The sequence below is a fragment of the Mycobacterium sp. 2YAF39 genome, assembly GCF_052114565.1.
GTDB lineage: Bacteria > Actinomycetota > Actinomycetes > Mycobacteriales > Mycobacteriaceae > Mycobacterium.
Window position 1 is genome coordinate 1 of record NZ_JBFREZ010000017.1, and the last position, 18,703, is coordinate 18,703.

Here is an 18,703-nt window from a genome sequence, read left to right on the forward strand (position 1 = left end):
GGGGCACTTTGAAAAGTGAATAAAGTTACGGCGGTCAATAGCGGCAGGGAAACGCCCGGACCCATCCCGAACCCGGAAGCTAAGCCTGCCAGCGCCGATGATACTACCCAACACGGGTGGAAAAGTAGGACACCGCCGAACACAAATTAGGATCACCCCCCACAATTGCGTGGGGGGTGATTCTATTTGTCCCCCAATTTATCTCGAATTCTCAATTGCGGCGGAATCGGGTAGAAAGGCATACGTGGTCCAGGACGGAAACGGCGACAACCGCGGGCGCGGCCCGCGCCGCTCGCCGCCACGATCATCGGGTCCCAGCCGGGCCCGCCGGGTCCAGCCGACGCCCGATGACAAGACGTCGGAGCTGGACGGTCCGCCACTGGCCGCCGACATCGAAGCCAAACAACTCGCGCCGGAAATCCGTGGTGAACTAACGACTTTGGATCGCGCGACCGCCGATACGGTCGCGCGGCACCTGGTGGCTGCCGGCCTTCTCCTCGAGGAGGATCCCGAAGCCGCTTTGGCTCACGCTCGTGCGGCACGCGCCCGATCCGGCCGCATCGCCGCCGTTCGCGAAGCCGTCGGAATCGCCGCCTATCACTCCGGCGACTGGGCTCAGGCGCTGGCGGAATTGCGTGCCGCCCGCCGAATGGGCAGCAAGTCAGCGCTGCTTCCGTTGATCGCCGATTGTGAACGCGGCGTGGGACGTCCGGAACGGGCGATCGAGTTGGCCCGCAGCCCCGAAGCTGCCCAGCTCACCGGTGATGACGCCGACGAGATGCGCATCGTCGCGGCCGGCGCACGCTGCGATCTCGGTCAGTACGAGCAAGCGATCGCGCTTCTGTCGACGCCACAACTGGATCGGACGCGAACCGGTCAGACCGCTGTGCGACTGTTCTACGTCTATGCCGAGACGCTGCTGGCTCTTGGACGGAACCAGGAGGCACTGCAATGGTTCATCAATGCCGCCGCCGCGGATCTCGAGGGGCTGACCGACGCCGAGGACCGGATCACGGAGCTGAGCTGAGGTGAGCGCGCTCGTGCAGGACCATGATTGCCTGCTGCTCGACCTCGACGGCACCGTGTTCCGCGGGGCCGAAGCCACCGAAGGTGCGGTCGAGACGCTCTCCACCGTCCGCGCGCGAACCCTGTACGTCACCAACAACGCGTCCCGCACTCCCGCCGAGGTAGCCGAGCATTTGCACGAGCTGGGTTTCACGGCCGAACAAGATGACGTCGTCACCAGTGCGCAAAGCGCGGCGCACCTGCTGGCCGCTCAATTACCCTCGGGCGCAGCCGTTCTCATCGTCGGGACCGACGCGTTGGCCGCCGAGGTGCGCGCGGTTGGACTCGAACCGGTGCGGCATTTCGCCGACGACCCGAAGGCCGTCGGCCAGGGCCATTCCCCGCAGACCGGCTGGTCCGACCTTGCCGAGGCGGCGTTGGCGATCCGCAGCGGTGCGCTCTGGGTTGCGGCCAACGTCGACCTGACGTTGCCGTCTGAGCGAGGGCTGCTTCCCGGGAACGGGTCGATGGTCGCGGCACTGCGCGCGGCGACCAACCAGGAGCCGCAGGTCGCAGGCAAGCCCGAGCCGACGCTGCTCAACGACGCATTGGCCCGCGGCGCCTTCCAGACGCCGCTGGTCGTGGGGGACCGTCTCGATACCGACATCGCCGGCGCGAAGGCGGCCGGCCTGCCGAGCCTGATGGTGCTGACGGGGGTGAGCACCGCGGAGGACATGATCCGTGCGGCGGATTCGGAGCGGCCCGACTACCTCGCCGCCGATCTGCGCTCGCTTGATGCCCCCGGGGACATCCTTCGCGTCGGGCCGCATCCCGGCTGGCGGATCGACATCGACGAGTCGACGGTCTCCGTCCACGCCACGGGCAGGGACACCGGGGATCCCCTCTCCGTCGTACGGGCCACGGCCAGCGCGGTCTGGGACGCGAGCCTCGACGGCCAATTCACCATTTCCGCGGGCGACGACACCACGCGACAGGCCCTGGAGCGATGGTCCGTTCTCGCCTCCCCGAATCGGCTAGCGTGAACAGCGACATGAGTACCGACCCGGACCAGATACGCGCCCGAATCGCCGAGTTGCTGGCAGATCTGCCCGACCCTGCGCAGGAGGGCTCCGGCTTCGATCAGCTCGCCGAATCAGAGATCGACGTCATCGCCGCGCGGCTCGAAGAGGCGCACGACCTGCTGGTGCGAGCTCTCGAATCGGTCGAGAAGGGTTGACCGCTCGTGGCGCGGCGGGCGCGTGTTGACGCCGAGCTGGTGCGACGCGGGCTGGCCCGCTCCCGCCAGCAGGCGGCTGAGCTGATCGGCGCCGGGCGCGTCAGCATCGACGGCATGCCTGCCGCCAAACCGGCCACCGCCATCGCGCTGAGCGCCGCGCTCACGGTCGAAAACGCCGACGAACGCGGCTGGGTCTCACGCGGTGCTCACAAGCTGATCGGCGCATTAGAGGCATTCGGGCTGGCGGTCGACGGCCGTCGGTGCCTGGACGCCGGAGCGTCGACCGGTGGGTTCACCGAGGTATTGCTCGATCGTGGCGCCCGCGAGGTCGTCGCCGTCGATGTCGGGTACGGCCAGCTGGCGTGGTCGCTGCGCAACGACCCGCGCGTCACCGTGATGGAGCGAACCAACGTCCGCGAACTGACGCCCGACGCCATCGGCGGCCCGGTCGACCTGGTGGTCGCGGACCTGTCGTTCATCTCACTGTCCACAGTGCTTCCGGCACTGACGTCGTGTGCGTCGCCCGACGCCGATATCGTTCCCATGGTGAAGCCGCAATTCGAGGTGGGCAAGGACCGGGTGGGCGCCGGTGGCGTCGTCGCCGGTCCACAGCTGCGCGCCGAGGCGGTGCTCACCGTCGCCCGCCGCGCCGCCGCGCTGCAGTGGCAAACCGTCGCCGTCACCGCCAGCCCGCTTCCCGGTCCGTCCGGCAATGTCGAGTATTTCCTGCGGTTACGGTCGCGCACCGACGGCCCGCTGCAAGGGGAGTCGCTCGACGACGCGGTGCGTCGAGCCGTCGCGGAGGGCCCGCAATGAGCTCCGAGCGCAACATCCTGCTGGTGGTGCACACGGGACGAGATGACGCCACCGAGGTGGCGCGTCGGGTCCAGAAAGTACTCGGCGACAACGGGATTCGAGTGCGAGTGCTACCGGCCGAGGCTGTCGACGGCGTGCCGGCTCAGTCCGAAGATGTGCGTGGTCTCGGAACAGTGATCAACGTCGTCGACGCCGACGAGCGCGCCGCCGAAGGCTGCGAGCTCGTTCTGGTGCTCGGTGGCGACGGGAGCTTCCTGCGCGCGGCCGAGCTGGCTCGCAACGTTGAAATTCCCGTTCTTGGCGTGAATCTGGGCCGCATCGGCTTTCTTGCCGAAGCCGAGGCCGAGGCCATCGACTCCGTGCTCGAACACATCATCAAGCGCGATTACCGCGTCGAGGAACGCATGACGCTCGACGTGGTCGTGCGTGCCGAGGGCCAGATCATCGACCGCGGCTGGGCACTGAACGAAGCCAGCCTCGAGAAGGGGCCGCGACTGGGAGTGCTCGAGGCAGTGCTCGAGGTGGACGGTCGTCCCGTCTCCTCTTTCGGCTGCGACGGCGTGCTCGTCTCGACACCGACGGGTTCGACGGCGTGGGCGTTCTCAGCGGGGGGGCCGATCGTATGGCCCGACCTGGAGGCAATCCTGGTGGTGCCCAACAACGCTCACGCGTTGTTCGCGCGTCCGATGGTGACCAGTCCCGACGCCTCCATCGCGATCGAAGTCGACGCTCGTGGTCACGACGCGCTCGTGTTCTGCGACGGTCGCCGCGAGATGGTGGTACCCGCGGGAGGCCGGCTGGAAGTGACCCGGTGCGGCACACCGCTGAAGTGGGTGCGGCTGGACAGCGCCCCGTTCACCGACCGCCTGGTGCGCAAGTTCCGGTTGCCGGTCACGGGGTGGCGCGGGCAGTAGTGCTATCCGAGATCCGCATCGAGTCGCTGGGCGCGATCAGCACCGCGACGGCCGAGTTCGATCGCGGCCTCACCGTGCTGACCGGCGAAACCGGCACCGGCAAGACAATGGTGGTCACGGGACTGCACCTGCTCGGAGGTGCGCGCGCGGACGCCACGCGGGTGCGGTCCGGCGCCGAGCGGGCGGTCGTCGAGGGCCGGTTCACGACCAGTGAGCTGGGCGAACACGTCACGGCCCAGATCGACGAGATCCTGGATTCGTCGGGAGCAGAGCGCGACGACGACGGCAGCGTCATCGCCGCCCGTTCCGTCGCCCGCGACGGCCCGTCGCGCGCCTATCTCGGGGGACGCAGTGTGCCCGCGAAGTCGTTGGGCACCTTCACTACCGAGCTCCTCACCCTGCACGGCCAGAACGATCAGCTCCGGCTGATGCGCCCCGACGAGCAGCGCGGTGCCCTCGACCGCTTCGTCGATGTCGAGAAGCAGCTGAAGCGCTACCGGAAGCTGCGTGAAGACTGGCTGGCCGCCCGTCGCGACCTGGTCGACCGGACACAGCGGGCGCGCGAGCTTGCACAGGAAGCGGACCGGCTCAAGTTCGGCCTGAACGAAATCGATGCCGTCGCACCACAACCCGGTGAGGACGACGCCCTCGTCAATGACATCCAGAGGCTGTCGGAGCTGGACACGGTGAAGGAAGCGGCGCAAACCGCACGCGTCGCGCTTGCTGACCCCGACGACCCGTCGCCCGGAGTCGTGTCGGCCGTTGACACTGTGGGTCAGGCGAAGTCGGCGATGGAGGCCACCGACGATTCCGCCCTGCGTGCGCTGGCCGCGCAACTCGACGGGGCGCTCCTCGTGATCGGCGATGTGGCAAGCGAACTCGGCGACTATCTGGCCGCGCTGCCCGGCGATGCGAGCACCCTGGAAGCGAAGCTGCTTCGGCAGAGCGAACTGCGCACGCTGACACGCAAGTACGCCGCCGACATCGACGGTGTCCTGCAATGGGCGCAGGAGTCGCGCGACCGGCTGGCGCAGCTCGATGTATCCGAGGAGGCGCTCGCCGATCTGGAACGTCAGGTCGTCGCGCTGCACGACGATGTCGTGCTGGCGGCCAACGAACTCACCAAGGCCAGGACGAAAGCGGCCAAGGGGCTGTCGAAGGCGGTGACCGCAGAACTCGCGGGTCTGGCGATGGCCGACGCCGAGTTCACGGTGTCGGTGGCCCCGCTGGCCGCGCGTGCCGACGACACCGCACCGCTGACCGTGTCACCCGGTGTGACCGTGCACGCCGGGCAGTACGGCGCCGACGCCGTGGAGTTCGGCTTCGCGGCGCATCGCGGTATCGATGTGCTTCCGCTCAACAAGAGCGCTTCCGGCGGCGAGTTGTCGCGCGTCATGCTGGCGCTCGAGGTCGTGCTGGCCGCATCGACAGAGGGAACGACGATGGTCTTCGACGAGGTCGACGCGGGAGTTGGTGGCCGGGCGGCGGTGCAGATCGGCCGCCGGCTGGCCCGCCTGGCCAGCACGCACCAGGTCATCGTCGTCACCCACCTGCCCCAAGTAGCCGCTTATGCCGACGCACACCTGGTGGTCGACAGCGGCGGACGGGGCAAGGCAAGCGGGGTGCGCAGGCTCGACGACGAGGACCGGGTGGCCGAGCTGGCGCGCATGCTGGCGGGCCTGGGGGAGTCGGACAGCGGGCGGGCGCACGCCCGTGAACTGCTCGAGGCGGCGCAGCAACAACAAGGGGCCGGCGACTGAGGCGTCACTGCCCCAGCACGGTGTCGATCAGGTCATCGATGAACGCGGCATCGAGCACGTCAGCCGTCATCAGTCGTCGATAGAACACTGCACCGGACAGTGCTACGGACGCGGCCTCAGCATTGACGCGAGCGGGAAACTGTCCATCTTCGACGCCTGCGGCAATGGTGTCGGTCAGACGCCGGCGCCGCCCCGCCGAGTAGCGGTGAAAGAAATCACGGACGGCCGCATCGGTTTCGGTCGCATGAACCAGTGCGGGGATACACGCTGCCACTGGCGAGTCGGTGAGCGCACGGACGAGATGGGTCAGCAGCAACTCCACCCGTTGCCGAGCCGTACCGGAGACGAGTTCGCGAGTCGGGTTCGGCTGCACGTTGAGGGTTTCCAGCGCATCGGCAATCAGCGCCGTCTTATCGCGCCAGTGCCGGTACAGGGTGCTGCGTCCGACACCCGCCCGCGCAGCCACTGATTCCATCCGAAAGCCTGCGTATCCCACGCTCGCGAACTCCTCGAGGGCGGCGCGGCGTATTGCGCGGCGGGATTGACCGATCCGAGGATCGGGCTGCGATTTTTGGGACATATCTGTATCATAATGGTCAGGAGGTGCACAGATGGCCAACATCAGCGTTCGCTATATCGTCGACGATGTCGATGCTGCGGTGGACTTCTACACATCCCTATTGCAGTTCGAGGTGGCGATGCGGCCGGGGCCGGGATTCGCGATGCTTCGCCGGGGAGAGTTGCGACTGCTGCTGAACTCGCCGGGCGGCGGTGGCGGCGCCGGCCAGACGGTCGCCGACGGCACTCGACCAGAACCGGGTGGCTGGAACCGATTTCAGCTCCAAGTGGACGATCTGGATGAGGTCGTCGCCGAAGTGCGAAAGGCCGGCGCGGACTTGCGTGGTGACGTGATCACGGGCAGGGGCGGACGGCAGGCGCTCGTGCCGGACCCGGCGGGCAACCTCGTGGAGCTGTTCGAGCCCTTCGCCTGACCGTGTTGCAGTTGTGACCAAAGTAAACTTCTGGGGCTAATGTTACGGCGCGCCTCCGACAGGTACGGGGTGCGTATCGACAGAATCGGCGCATGAAGATGTCAGCGCTGCTATCTCGTAATGCCAGCTCTCGCCCGGGCATCACCGGCACCGCCCGCGTGGACCGCGACATCGATCGGCTGCTGCGCCGCATCAACCCCGGCGACATCGTCGTCATCGACGCCCTCGACCTAGACCGGATCACCGCGGACGCCCTTGTCGAAGCCGGTGTCACCGCGGTCGTCAACGCCTCGCCTTCGATCTCCGGCCGATACCCCAACCTCGGTCCTGAGGTCCTGGTCGCCAACGGCGTCACCCTCATCGACGACACCGGCGCCGAGGTCTTCAAGAAGGTCAAGGACGGCGCCCGCGTGCGACTGCACGAGGGCGGTGTCTACTCCGGTGACCGGCGGCTGATCCTCGGCGCCGAGCGGACCGACGACGAGATTCACGAGTTGATGCACGAGGCCAAGAGCGGGCTCGTGGCACATCTGGAAGCCTTCGCGGGGAACACGATCGAGTTCATCCGCAGCGAAAGCCCGCTGCTGATCGACGGCATCGGCATCCCGGACGTCGACGTGGACATGAACCGCCGCCACGTCGTCATCGTGGCCGAGGAGCCGAGTTCGGCCGCCGATCTCAAGGCGCTCAAGCCGTTCATCAAGGAATATCAACCGGTGCTTGTCGGCGTCGGCACGGGAGCCGACGTCCTTCGCAAGGCCGGCTACCGCCCAGCGCTCATCGTCGGAGACCCGGATCGGATCAGCGCCGACGCGCTGCGCTGCGGTGCGCAGGTGGTGCTGCCTGCCGACGCGGACGGGCACGCCGCGGGTCTGGAGCGGATTCAGGATCTCGGTGTGGGGGCGATGACGTTCCCGGCTGCCGGCTCGGCCGCTGACCTTTCGCTGCTGCTCTGCGATCACCATGGTGCATCGCTGATCGTGACGGCGGGCCACCGCGCCAGCATCGAGGAGTTCTTCGACCGGTCGCGCCAGCAGAGCAATCCGTCGACCTTCCTGACCCGGCTCAAAGTCGGCGAGAAGCTGGTCGACGCAAGGGCTGTCGCCACGTTGTATCGCAGCCGAGTGTCCGGCGGTGCCATCGCGCTGCTCGTGCTCGCCATGCTGGTCGCGGTGATCGTCGCGCTCTGGGTGTCACGTGCGGACACCGCACTGGTGGATTGGGTCGTCGACTACTGGAACCGGTTCTCGCTCTGGGTTCAGAGCTGGGTCACGTAGGTGGTTGACCGATGAGCGCCGGCGCGAAGAGGAGAAGATGAAGTGATTTCCCTGCGCACACACGCGATTTCACTCGCGGCGGTGTTCCTCGCGTTGGCCATCGGTGTCGCGCTGGGTTCGGGTCTGCTGTCCAACACGGTGTTGTCCGGATTGCGTGACGACAAGACCGATATGCAGAACCAGATCGACACGCTCACCGACGACAAGAACGCTCTCAATGAGAAGCTGAGTGCTGCAGGAGAATTCGACGGCCAGATGGCGCCGCGGATCTTGCGTGATTCGCTGGCCGACAAGTCGGTCGTGGTGTTCCGGACGCCCGATGCGGCCGACGACGACGTCGACGCGTTGGAGCGGCTGGTGGCGCAGGCCGGCGGCATGGTCACCGGCACGGTGGCGCTGACGCCCGAGTTCGTCAACGCCAACTCGGCCGAGAAACTGCTGTCGGTGGTGAACTCGCCGATCGTGCCCGCGGGTAAGCAGCTGAGCACCAGTTCGGTGGACCAGGGCTCGCAGGCGGGCGATCTGCTGGGCATCACTCTGTTGATCAACAGGGACCCGAAGGTCTCGGTCGTCGACGACGCACAGCGCGAGACCGTCCTGTCGACGCTGCGTGATACCGGCTTCATCACGTACGGCGACCAACGCATCGGCGCGGCCAACACGGCGTTGATCGTGACCGGCGGCCCGCTGGGCGACGACGCCGGAAACCAGGGGGCCTCGGTCGCCAGGCTCGCGGCCGGGATGGCTCCGCACGGTTCCGGCGCGGTGCTGGTCGGTCGGGACGGGTCGGCGTCCGGCACAGCCGCGGTGGCCGTGGCGAGATCCGACGCCGCCCTGAGCACCACCGTCAGCACCGTCGACGACATCGACACAGAGTCGGGCCGGCTTACCTCGGTGCTCGCGCTCGGCAGCCTCACCGCCGGCGGAAAGCCCGGGCAGTACGGCATCGGCCAGGGCGCCGCATCGGTGACCGTCCCGCAATAACCAACCACGCGGCGCGTCAGCGACGGCTTGTCGGAGTCGGTGTTAGGGTTAAGTTCCGTGGGTCGGCAGGCCCCAGCTATTCACAGCGAGCCCCTGCCGCGTCGTCACGGAGGTTGCTCTTGCCAGCGCTACGCAAGCACCCGCAAGCCCCCACCAAGCACATGTTCGTCACGGGTGGCGTCGTTTCCTCCCTAGGGAAGGGTCTCACGGCATCCAGCCTCGGACAGTTGCTGACGGCGCGCGGCCTGCAGGTGACGATGCAGAAGCTGGACCCCTACCTCAACGTCGACCCCGGCACCATGAACCCGTTTCAGCACGGCGAGGTGTTCGTGACCGAGGACGGGGCCGAAACCGATCTCGACGTGGGCCACTACGAGCGGTTCCTCGATCGCAACCTGTCCGGCTTTGCGAATGTCACCACGGGACAGGTGTATTCATCGGTGATCGCCAAAGAGCGCCGCGGCGAGTACCTCGGCGACACCGTACAGGTCATTCCGCACATCACCGACGAGATCAAGACACGCATCGTCGCGATGGCCGAACCGGATGCCGACGGACATCGCCCCGACGTGGTGATCACCGAGATCGGCGGCACCGTCGGCGACATCGAGTCACTGCCCTTCCTCGAGGCCGCCCGCCAGGTTCGCCACGAGGTGGGCCGCGAGAACTGCTTCTTTCTGCACTGCTCCTTGGTGCCGTACATGGCGCCGTCGGGCGAACTGAAGACGAAGCCGACGCAGCATTCGGTGGCCGCCCTGCGCAGCATCGGTATCAGCCCGGACGCGCTGATTCTGCGTTGCGACCGCGACGTCCCCGAACCGTTGAAGAACAAGATCGCGCTGATGTGCGACGTGGACATCGACGGCGTCATCTCCACGCCGGATGCGCCGTCGATCTATGACATCCCCAAGGTCCTGCACCGTGAAGAGCTGGACGCCTACGTGGTGCGCCGGCTCAACTTGCCGTTCCGTGACGTCGACTGGACGCAGTGGAACGATCTGCTGCACCGGGTACACGAGCCGCGCGAGACGGTGCGAATCGCGTTGGTGGGTAAATACATCGATCTGTCCGACGCTTATCTGTCGGTGGCAGAGGCGCTGCGCGCGGGCGGCTTCGCCCACCACGCCAAGGTCGAGATGCGCTGGGTCGCGTCCGACGACTGCGAGACCGAAAGCGGCGCGGCGGCCGCGCTCGCCGACGTTCACGGCATCCTGATTCCAGGCGGGTTCGGCATCCGCGGTATCGAGGGCAAGATCGGTGCCATCCGCTTCGCGCGAAAACGGCGTCTCCCGGTCTTCGGGCTGTGCCTCGGGTTGCAGTGCATCGTCATCGAGGCGGCGCGCTCCGTCGGGATCTCCGACGCCAACTCCGCGGAGTTCGACCCGAAGACCCCCGACCCCGTCATCTCCACCATGGCGGACCAGCGCGAGGCCGTCGCCGGCGACGCCGACCTCGGCGGCACCATGCGCCTGGGCGCCTACCCGGCGGTGTTGGAGCCCAATTCCATTGTGGCGCAGGCATACGGCGCAATAGAAGTATCCGAACGCCACCGCCACCGCTATGAGGTGAACAACTCCTACCGCGACCGGATCGCCGAGAGCGGACTGCGGTTCAGCGGGACGTCGCCCGACGGCCACCTCGTCGAGTTCGTCGAATACTCCGCCGACGTCCACCCGTTCATCGTCGGCACCCAGGCGCACCCGGAGCTGAAGAGCAGGCCCACCCGGCCGCATCCGCTGTTCGTCGCGTTCATCGGCGCGGCGCTCGACTACAAGGCCGAGGAGCGACTTCCCGGGATGGACATTCCGGAGCACGCGAACGGGACCGCACATCCCGAGGAGGTCGGGCAACCGCTTCACGATGCCGAGTTGCAAAAATCTGAAGCCCGTGGCTGAACACGACTTCGAGACGGTTTCGTCCGAAACCATCTATGTCGGAAGTATTTTCGCGCTGCGTGCCGATGATGTGCGGATGCCCGGCGGCAACGTCGCCAAGAGGGAAGTCGTCGAGAACTTCGGTGCGGTGGCCGTCCTCGCCATCGACGATGACAACAACATCGTGCTCGTGTACCAGTATCGGCAGCCGTTCGGCAGACGGCTGTTGGAGCTGCCGGCAGGGCTGCTGGATGCCGGCGATGAGCCACCACACGTGAGCGCCGCACGTGAACTGGCCGAAGAGGTCGGGCTTTCCGCGAAGGATTGGAGTGTGCTCGTCGATCTCGACACGGCGCCGGGCTTCAGCGACGAGAGCGTGCGGGTGTACCGGGCGACGGTGTTGTCCGACGTCGGTAGGCCCGATGCTCACGACGAGGAAGCCGACCTCACGGTGAAGTGGTTACCGTTGAGCGAGGCCGTGCGGATGGTTTTCAGCGGTGAGATCGTGAACTCCATTGCGGTGGCGGGCATTCTGGCCGCAAACGCGATGCCGGACACGGACTTGTTGCGGCCCATCGACGCGCCGTGGACCGACCGGCCGACAGCCTTCCCCCGCAGGAAGGCTGACGGATGACGACATCGTCTCCTCTTCGCGCAAGCGGCTCATCGACGTTCCGGTCGGCCCTCGACGACCAACTCCAGGGTTACCTCGACCACCTGACCATCGAGCGCGGCGTCGCCGCCAACACGTTGAGCTCCTATCGGCGCGACCTGCGGCGCTACTCCGAATACCTCACCCAGCGCGGCATCGACGACCTGGCGAAGGTGAGCGAGGGTGACGTCAGCGAATTCCTGGTCGCCCTGCGGCGTGGCGATCCCGACGCCGGCACCGTCCCGTTGTCAGCGGTGTCCGCTGCGCGTGCCCTGATCGCGGTCCGCGGGCTGCACCGCTTCGCCGAGGCCGAGGGCCTCACCGCACTCAACGTCGCGTCGGCGGTCAAACCACCCACACCGAGCCGACGGCTGCCCAAGAGCCTCTCCATCGACGAGGTGCTGGCACTGCTGGACGGCGCAGGCGGCGACAGCGAAGCTGATGGCCCCCTCACGCTGCGCAATCGGGCACTGCTCGAACTGCTCTACTCGACCGGGGCGCGGATCTCCGAAGCCGTGGGCCTGGACGTCGACGACATCGACACCCAGTCGCGGGCGGTCCTGCTGCGAGGCAAGGGCGGTAAACAGCGGCTGGTCCCGATCGGTCGGCCGGCCGTCACCGCGCTGGACGCCTACTTCGTGCGTGGACGCCCCGATCTGGCCCGCCGCGGACGCGGAACCCCGGCGATCTTCCTCAACGCCAGAGGCGGCCGGCTCTCACGTCAAAGCGCGTGGCAGGTGCTTCAGGACGCCGCCGAACGGGCAGGCATCACCGCGGCGGTGTCGCCGCACGTGTTGCGCCACTCGTTCGCGACGCACCTGCTCGACGGCGGAGCCGACGTCCGCGTCGTCCAGGAACTGTTGGGGCACGCGTCCGTCACCACGACGCAGATCTACACGATGGTCACGGTCAGCGCGCTGCGAGAGGTCTGGGCCGGAGCGCATCCGCGGGCGCAGTGACGGCTCAGCCCAGGTACTCCGACTCGAGCACGAGGTCGGGCGCCAGCGTCTGATACTCGCCGTGCGTCTTGTGTTCGACGGTGTCGAAGAGCTTGCCCTGCTGCTCGCGCATGTATTCGCGGTACTTGGGGGAGCCGGGAATGAGCATGTTGTCGGCGACCACGATGGATCCGCGGTGCAGCCATCCGCGATCGAGGATGCTCTGCAGGTCGGGCAGGTAGGCGGCCTTGTCGTGGTCGATGAACAACAGATCAAGCTTGCCGGGGACGAAGCCGTGCTCGAGGGCAAGCGCGTCGAGCGTCTTCCCGCCGTCTCCGATCGTCCCGACCACGCACGTCACCCGGTCAGCGATTCCCGCGTGCGCCCAGATGCGTTGTGCTACTTCGGCATTGGCACTCGCAAGCTCGACGGAGAACACCTTTGCCGTGGGCGCCGCCCTGGCGATCCGCAGCGAGCCGTAGCCGCAGTACGTGCCGAGCTCCAGCGCCAGCCACGGGTTGGCACGGCGGACGGCGGCGTCGAGCAGCTCGCCCTTCTCGTCACCGATGTTGATGAGGAAGGACTTCTCGTAGGCGAACTCGTCGATCTTGGCGATCACGTCGTCGATATCGCCCCGCCGGGCATTGGCCACCACATAGTCGGCGGCGGCCGCCTCCCGGCCGTCGCCGATCTGGCCTGTCTTGGTGATGTTTCGGGCCCCGATCGCCAGCCGCCAGAACGACCAGCGCAAGAACGGGACACGCCGCTTCAGGCTCACGACCGTCAGCCTAGGCGGGCCGCCGGGTTCATCACGGACAAAGTTGCCCGCGGGTCTGGCAGACCAGGCCGTCACCTGCCGTTAAACTTGCCCGGATGTTCGCCATGCCTGCGTGTTGCCTGACCAGCGACGGTCGGGTATGACCGACCCCGGCGAAGCCCCCGATCCCGGCCTGACCGGCCGACAACCGCGAAACATTCCCATCCCCGAACCCAAGACGTCGCACGGTCCGGCCAAGGTCATCGCGATGTGCAACCAGAAGGGCGGGGTCGGCAAGACCACCTCGACCATCAACCTGGGCGCCAGCCTGGCCGAGTACGGTCGCCGCGTCCTGATGATCGATCTCGATCCGCAGGGTGCGCTGTCGGCGGGCCTCGGAGTGCCGCACTACGAACTCGAGCACACGGTCCACAACATGCTGGTCGAACCGCGGGCATCGATCGACGAAGTGCTGATCAGCACCCGCGTCAAGAACCTGGACCTGGTGCCGAGCAACATCGACCTGTCGGCGGCCGAGATCCAGCTGGTCAACGAGGTGGGTCGCGAACAGTCCCTGGCGCGCGCGATATTTCCGGTGCTGGACCGCTACGACTACGTACTGATCGATTGCCAGCCGTCGCTGGGGCTGCTCACCGTGAACGGCTTGGCATGCAGTGACGTGGTGATCATCCCCACGGAGTGCGAGTTCTTCTCGCTGCGCGGCCTGGCATTGCTCACCGATACCGTGGAAAAGGTGCACGACCGGCTGAATCCGAGGCTGTCCATCGGCGGCATCCTGATCACCCGCTATGACCCGCGAACCGTGAACTCCCGCGAAGTGATGGCCAGAGTTCTCGAGAGGTTCGGCGACCTGGTGTTCGACACCGTCATCACCCGGACAGTGCGCTTCCCGGAAACCAGCGTGGCCGGCGAACCGATTACCACATGGGCGCCGAAATCCGTTGGTGCAGAAGCATATCGGTCGTTGGCGCGTGAGGTCATCGACCGGTTCGGCGCGTGACCGGGGCGGTGACCACGGCCGGACCCGCCGATTCGGCGACATCAGACACACCTGAGGCGGACCATTCGCAGCAGGCGGGGTTCCAGGTTCGGCTCAGTAATTTCGAGGGTCCGTTCGACCTGCTGCTGCAGCTGATCTTCGCGCACCGGCTAGACGTCACCGAGGTCGCGTTGCACCAGGTGACCGATGACTTCATCGGCTACACCAAGGCGATCGGCAAGCAACTCGAACTCGACGAGACGACCACATTCCTGGTGATCGCGGCCACGCTGCTGGACCTCAAGGCGGCCCGACTGCTGCCGGCGGGCGAGGTGCACGACGAGGACGACCTCGCCCTGCTCGAGGTGCGCGACCTGCTGTTCGCGCGACTCCTTCAGTACCGGGCGTTCAAGCACGTCGCGGAGATGTTCGCCGAACTCGAGGCCGCGGCACTGCGCAGCTACCCGCGGGCGGTCGCGCTCGACGAGCGCTACCAGGAGCTTCTGCCCGAGGTGATGATCGGGGTCGACGCCGACGCGTTCGCCCAGATCGCGGCGACGGCGTTCACACCTCGTCCGGTGCCCACCGTCGCGCTCGAGCACCTGCACCAGGTGTCGGTGTCGGTGCCTGAGCAGGTGAGTAATCTGATGGCGCTGCTGGAAGGCCGCGGGATCGGTGAATGGGCGTCGTTCCGCGACCTGGTGGCCGACTGCCAGGCACCGATCGAGATCGTCGGCCGGTTCCTGGCGCTGCTCGAGCTGTACCGGGCCAGGGCAGTAGCATTCGAACAACCAGAAGCGCTTGGTGCGCTGCAAATTTCGTGGACCGGGGAACGACCGAGCCACCAGCACCTGGCGGTGGAAGAAGACCACTATGACGGATAACACCTCGACGGATGTCTCGACCGACATCCCGGTCGAGACTTCGGCGGATGTTTCGACCGAGACGGACAGCACGACCGACCTCGACGACCCGACGGATCTCGACGACGGGCTCGGGCTCGACATCGATGTCGCCAACGCACCGGAGTTGGAGGACGCCGAACTCGGGGCGGTGCTCGAGGCGCTGCTGTTGGTGGTGGATACGCCGGTGACGGTCGAGCAGCTCGCCGCCACGACCGAGCAGCCCGCCTACCGGGTCGGGGGCAAGCTGCAGGCGATGGCCAACGAGTTGCGCGACCGCGAGAGCGGTATCGATCTGCGCGAGGCCGGCGGCGGTTGGCGCATGTACACCAGGGCGCGGTTCGCACCGTATGTCGAGCGGCTGCTGCTTGACGGTGCACGATCCAAGCTGACGCGTGCCGCGCTCGAGACGCTGGCCGTGGTGGCCTACCGCCAGCCCGTGACGCGAGCACGTGTCAGCGCGGTACGCGGTGTCAACGTCGACGCGGTGATCCGGACTCTGATCGCGCGCGGTCTCATCACCGAGGCGGGCGTCGACGCCGATTCCGGTGCGGTGACGTTCGCGACCACCGAACTGTTCCTCGAACGGCTCGGCTTGACGTCGTTGGCCGATCTTCCGGACATCGCGCCGCTGCTGCCAGACGTCGACGTGATCGACGATCTGAGTGAATCTCTCAGCGACGAGCCCCGTTTCATGAAGCTCAGCGGCGGCCCGGCTTCGGCGACGCCGATGTCGTTTGACGTGGATCGCGATGCGGATGGCTGATTCGGAGGGCGTGCGGCTACAGAAGGTGTTGTCGCAGGCCGGAATTGCGTCGCGTCGGGTCGCCGAGAAGATGATTCTCGACGGCCGCGTGGAGGTCGACGATCGCATCGTCACCGAGTTGGGCACCCGCGTGGATCCCGACGTATCGGTGATCCGGGTCGACGGGGCCAGGGTGACCGTCGATGACACGCTGGTGCATCTGGCGATCAACAAGCCGAAGGGCATGCACTCGACGATGTCCGACGATCGGGGTCGCCCGTGTGTCGGCGACCTGGTCGAGCACCGGGTTCGCGGGAACAAGAAGCTGTTTCACGTCGGCCGTCTGGACGCCGACACCGAAGGGCTGATGTTGTTGACCAACGACGGCGAGCTGGCGCACCGCCTGATGCATCCGTCGTACGAAGTCCCCAAGACCTATCTGGCGACCGTCCTCGGCGCGGTGCCGCGCGGGCTGGGTCGCAAGCTGCGCGACGGGATCGAACTCGACGACGGACCCGCCCGCGTGGACGACTTCGCGGTGGTGGACACGGCGCCCGGCAAGACCCTGGTTCGGTTGACGTTGCACGAGGGCCGTAAACGGATCGTGCGGCGAATGCTGGCCTCGGTCGGGTTCCCGGTGCAGGACTTGGTGCGCACCGACATCGGAGCGGTGTCGGTGGGTGATCAGCGCCCGGGCAGCATTCGCGTGTTGACCCAGAAGGAACTGGGCTCGCTGTACAAGGCGGTGGGCATGTGAATCCGTCACTGGTGATCGCGATCGACGGCCCCGCCGGAACCGGAAAGTCCTCGGTATCAAGGGGTCTGGCCCGGTCGCTGGGTGCGCGCTACCTGGACACCGGCGCGATGTACCGCATCGTCACCCTGGCCGTGGTTCGGGCCGGCGTGGACCTGGCGGACACACCCGCGATCGAGATGGCCGCGACGGATGTGCCGTTGTCGGTGGGCTACGACCCCGACGAGGACAAGGCTTACCTTGACGCAGAGGATGTTTCGCGTGAGATCCGTGGTGACGAGGTGACCAAGGCGGTGTCGGCGGTGTCCGCGGTGCCTGCCGTGCGGGCTCGGCTCGTCGGGCTGCAGCGCGAACTCGCCGCAGGGCCCGACAGCGTGGTCGTGGAGGGTCGCGACATCGGCACGGTCGTGCTGCCCGATGCGGACCTCAAGATCTTCCTCACGGCGTCGGCCGAGGAACGGGCGCGGCGGCGCAACGACCAGAACGTCGCCGCCGGGCGAGTCGACGACTTCGAGACGGTGCTGGCCGATGTGAAGCGGCGGGATCATCTGGATTCCACCCGCGAGACGTCGCCGCTGCGCGCCGCCGACGATGCAGTGGTGGTCGACACCAGCGACATGTCCGAGCCTGAGGTGATCGCGCACCTGACGGATCTCGTTCAACAGCGCGCCGGTGCGTCGCGATGAGTGACGGCACCTGGGCCGACGAGAGCGAATGGGAGCTCGGGGCAGAAGACGTCGCGGAGGCGATCGAGGAGGCGGCGGCGCCCCCACCGGTAGTGGCGGTGGTCGGCCGGCCGAACGTCGGGAAGTCGACCCTGGTCAACCGGATTCTGGGCCGTCGCGAGGCGGTGGTGCAGGACGTTCCCGGCGTGACGCGCGACCGGGTGTCCTACGACGCGAACTGGCTGGGACGGCGCTTCGTCGTGCAGGACACCGGTGGTTGGGAGCCCGACGCCAAAGGACTGCAACAGCTGGTCGCTGAACAGGCGTCGGTGGCGATGCGGACCGCCGATGCGATCATCTTCGTGGTGGACGCCGTGGTCGGGGCGACATCGGCCGACGAGGCGGCGGCGAAGCTGCTGCAGCGCTCCGGCAAGCCAGTGTTCTTGGCGGCCAACAAGGTTGACAACGAGAAGGGCGAAGCCGACGCCGCCGGGCTGTGGTCGCTGGGACTGGGGGAGCCACACGCGGTCAGCGCGATGCATGGCCGCGGGGTGGCAGACCTGCTCGACAAGCTGATCGACGTGCTGCCGACGGTGTCGGAGATGGCATCGGGTGGGGGCGGACCACGCCGCGTCGCACTCGTGGGTAAGCCGAACGTCGGCAAGAGCTCCCTGCTGAATCGCCTTGCCGCAGAAGAACGTTCGGTGGTCCACGATGTTGCGGGTACCACGGTCGACCCGGTCGACTCGCTGATCGAGATGGACGGCAAGGTCTGGCGATTCGTCGACACGGCAGGCCTGCGGCGCAAGGTGGGGCAGGCGAGCGGGCATGAGTTCTACGCCTCGGTGCGCACGCACGGCGCGATCGATGCTGCGGAGGTGGCCATCGTGCTGATCGATGCCTCCCAGCCGCTGACCGAGCAGGACCAACGGGTGCTGGCGATGGTGGTCGAGGCGGGCCGGGCACTGGTGCTGGCGTTCAACAAATGGGATCTGGTCGACGAGGATCGCCGCTATCTGCTGGAACGCGAGATCGACCGCGAGCTCGCTCAGTTGCAATGGGCACCCCGGGTCAACATCTCGGCCATGACCGGTCGAGCGGTGCAGAAACTGGTACCCGCTCTGGAGACGGCGCTGGAATCGTGGGACTCCCGGGTGTCCACGGGCCGACTGAACACGTTCTTCAAGGAGATCGTGGCCGCCACTCCACCGCCGGTGCGCGGCGGTAAGCAGCCGCGGATCCTGTTCGTCACTCAGGCGACCGCGCGGCCGCCGACATTTGTGCTGTTCACCACCGGATTCCTGGAAGCCGGCTACCGGCGATTCCTCGAGCGGCGGTTGCGTGAGACGTTCGGCTTCGAGGGCAGTCCGATCCGGATCAACGTCCGCGTGCGCGAGAAGCGCGGCTCAAAATCACGCTGAATCCAAACCT

Annotated in this window: 20 protein-coding genes and 1 rRNA gene; 19 read left to right on the top strand and 2 right to left on the bottom strand. The window is 67.0% G+C overall.

Features of this window, described 5'->3' with window-relative positions:
- The first annotated feature begins 26 nt into the window (after positions 1–26).
- The 7 genes from rrf (at position 27) to recN (ending at position 5,732) form a co-directional block, all read left to right on the top strand.
- Positions 27–141, top strand: a 5S ribosomal RNA gene (gene rrf, locus AB4Z42_RS27825).
- 103 nt (positions 142–244) lie between these two features.
- Entirely contained in the window at positions 245–1,027 is a 783-nt protein-coding gene (locus tag AB4Z42_RS27830) for a tetratricopeptide repeat protein (RefSeq protein WP_442012477.1), read from the top strand.
- 1 nt (position 1,028) lies between these two features.
- Positions 1,029–2,048, top strand: coding sequence for an HAD-IIA family hydrolase (locus AB4Z42_RS27835; RefSeq protein ID WP_442012478.1), 1,020 nt, complete (start codon positions 1,029–1,031; stop codon positions 2,046–2,048).
- Positions 2,049–2,056: 8 nt separating this feature from the next.
- The gene (locus AB4Z42_RS27840) at positions 2,057–2,242 is read left to right on the top strand and encodes a hypothetical protein (protein ID WP_442012479.1); all 186 of its coding nucleotides are present in this window, start codon (positions 2,057–2,059) and stop codon (positions 2,240–2,242) included.
- A 6-nt stretch (positions 2,243–2,248) separates the two neighbouring features.
- Positions 2,249–3,058 carry a TlyA family RNA methyltransferase gene (locus tag AB4Z42_RS27845; RefSeq protein WP_442012480.1) on the top strand — a complete coding sequence of 270 codons (810 nt, stop codon included), beginning with the start codon at positions 2,249–2,251 and terminating at the stop codon, positions 3,056–3,058.
- A complete protein-coding gene (locus tag AB4Z42_RS27850) occupies positions 3,055–3,972 on the top strand; it encodes an NAD kinase (RefSeq protein ID WP_442012481.1) in 918 nt (305 codons plus the stop codon). Before AB4Z42_RS27845 ends, AB4Z42_RS27850 begins: the two co-directional genes overlap by 4 nt.
- Positions 3,972–5,732: a DNA repair protein RecN gene (gene recN / locus AB4Z42_RS27855; protein ID WP_442012508.1), complete on the top strand. Its 1,761-nt coding sequence runs from the start codon at positions 3,972–3,974 to the stop codon at positions 5,730–5,732. The genes AB4Z42_RS27850 and recN overlap by 1 nt, the downstream gene beginning before the upstream one ends.
- Positions 5,733–5,736: 4 nt before the next feature.
- Here the strand turns inward: recN and AB4Z42_RS27860 are convergent, their stop codons facing one another.
- Positions 5,737–6,312, bottom strand: coding sequence for a TetR/AcrR family transcriptional regulator (locus AB4Z42_RS27860; protein WP_442012482.1), 576 nt, complete (start codon positions 6,310–6,312; stop codon positions 5,737–5,739).
- A 31-nt stretch (positions 6,313–6,343) separates the two neighbouring features.
- On the opposite strand from AB4Z42_RS27860, the gene AB4Z42_RS27865 reads away from it, so the two are divergent.
- From AB4Z42_RS27865 to xerD, 6 genes are all read left to right on the top strand, one after another.
- Entirely contained in the window at positions 6,344–6,724 is a 381-nt protein-coding gene (locus AB4Z42_RS27865; protein WP_442012483.1) for a VOC family protein, read from the top strand.
- A 92-nt stretch (positions 6,725–6,816) separates the two neighbouring features.
- Positions 6,817–8,001 carry a putative cytokinetic ring protein SteA gene (gene steA / locus AB4Z42_RS27870; RefSeq protein ID WP_442012484.1) on the top strand — a complete coding sequence of 395 codons (1,185 nt, stop codon included), beginning with the start codon at positions 6,817–6,819 and terminating at the stop codon, positions 7,999–8,001.
- Positions 8,002–8,043: 42 nt separating this feature from the next.
- Complete coding sequence (locus tag AB4Z42_RS27875) at positions 8,044–8,985, top strand: copper transporter (RefSeq protein ID WP_442012485.1); 942 nt, start codon at positions 8,044–8,046, stop codon at positions 8,983–8,985.
- A 161-nt stretch (positions 8,986–9,146) separates the two neighbouring features.
- On the top strand, positions 9,147–10,880 hold the full coding sequence (locus tag AB4Z42_RS27880; protein WP_442012509.1) for a CTP synthase: 1,734 nt from the start codon (positions 9,147–9,149) through the stop codon (positions 10,878–10,880).
- Positions 10,873–11,493, top strand: coding sequence for an NUDIX domain-containing protein (locus AB4Z42_RS27885; RefSeq protein WP_442012486.1), 621 nt, complete (start codon positions 10,873–10,875; stop codon positions 11,491–11,493). Before AB4Z42_RS27880 ends, AB4Z42_RS27885 begins: the two co-directional genes overlap by 8 nt.
- A complete protein-coding gene (xerD, locus tag AB4Z42_RS27890) occupies positions 11,490–12,470 on the top strand; it encodes a site-specific tyrosine recombinase XerD (protein WP_442012487.1) in 981 nt (326 codons plus the stop codon). Before AB4Z42_RS27885 ends, xerD begins: the two co-directional genes overlap by 4 nt.
- A gap of 4 nt (positions 12,471–12,474) precedes the next feature.
- On the opposite strand, the gene AB4Z42_RS27895 is transcribed toward xerD, so the two are convergent.
- Positions 12,475–13,227 carry an O-methyltransferase gene (locus AB4Z42_RS27895; RefSeq protein ID WP_442012488.1) on the bottom strand — a complete coding sequence of 251 codons (753 nt, stop codon included), beginning with the start codon at positions 13,225–13,227 and terminating at the stop codon, positions 12,475–12,477.
- Between the two features lie 139 nt (positions 13,228–13,366).
- Between AB4Z42_RS27895 and AB4Z42_RS27900 the strand changes: the two genes are divergently transcribed.
- Genes AB4Z42_RS27900 through der form a run of 6 tightly spaced genes read left to right on the top strand, consistent with a single transcriptional unit; the run spans position 13,367 to position 18,693 of the window.
- Positions 13,367–14,227: a ParA family protein gene (locus AB4Z42_RS27900; RefSeq protein ID WP_442012489.1), complete on the top strand. Its 861-nt coding sequence runs from the start codon at positions 13,367–13,369 to the stop codon at positions 14,225–14,227.
- Positions 14,224–15,090, top strand: coding sequence for a segregation/condensation protein A (locus AB4Z42_RS27905; protein WP_442012490.1), 867 nt, complete (start codon positions 14,224–14,226; stop codon positions 15,088–15,090). The genes AB4Z42_RS27900 and AB4Z42_RS27905 overlap by 4 nt, the downstream gene beginning before the upstream one ends.
- On the top strand, positions 15,080–15,874 hold the full coding sequence (gene scpB / locus AB4Z42_RS27910) for an SMC-Scp complex subunit ScpB (RefSeq protein WP_442012491.1): 795 nt from the start codon (positions 15,080–15,082) through the stop codon (positions 15,872–15,874). The genes AB4Z42_RS27905 and scpB overlap by 11 nt, the downstream gene beginning before the upstream one ends.
- Entirely contained in the window at positions 15,867–16,610 is a 744-nt protein-coding gene (locus AB4Z42_RS27915; RefSeq protein ID WP_442012492.1) for a pseudouridine synthase, read from the top strand. The genes scpB and AB4Z42_RS27915 overlap by 8 nt, the downstream gene beginning before the upstream one ends.
- On the top strand, positions 16,607–17,293 hold the full coding sequence (gene cmk, locus AB4Z42_RS27920) for a (d)CMP kinase (RefSeq protein WP_442012493.1): 687 nt from the start codon (positions 16,607–16,609) through the stop codon (positions 17,291–17,293). The genes AB4Z42_RS27915 and cmk overlap by 4 nt, the downstream gene beginning before the upstream one ends.
- Positions 17,290–18,693, top strand: a complete 1,404-nt coding sequence (gene der, locus AB4Z42_RS27925; RefSeq protein ID WP_442012494.1) for a ribosome biogenesis GTPase Der — start codon at positions 17,290–17,292, stop codon at positions 18,691–18,693. Before cmk ends, der begins: the two co-directional genes overlap by 4 nt.
- The last annotated feature ends 10 nt before the right edge of the window (positions 18,694–18,703 follow it).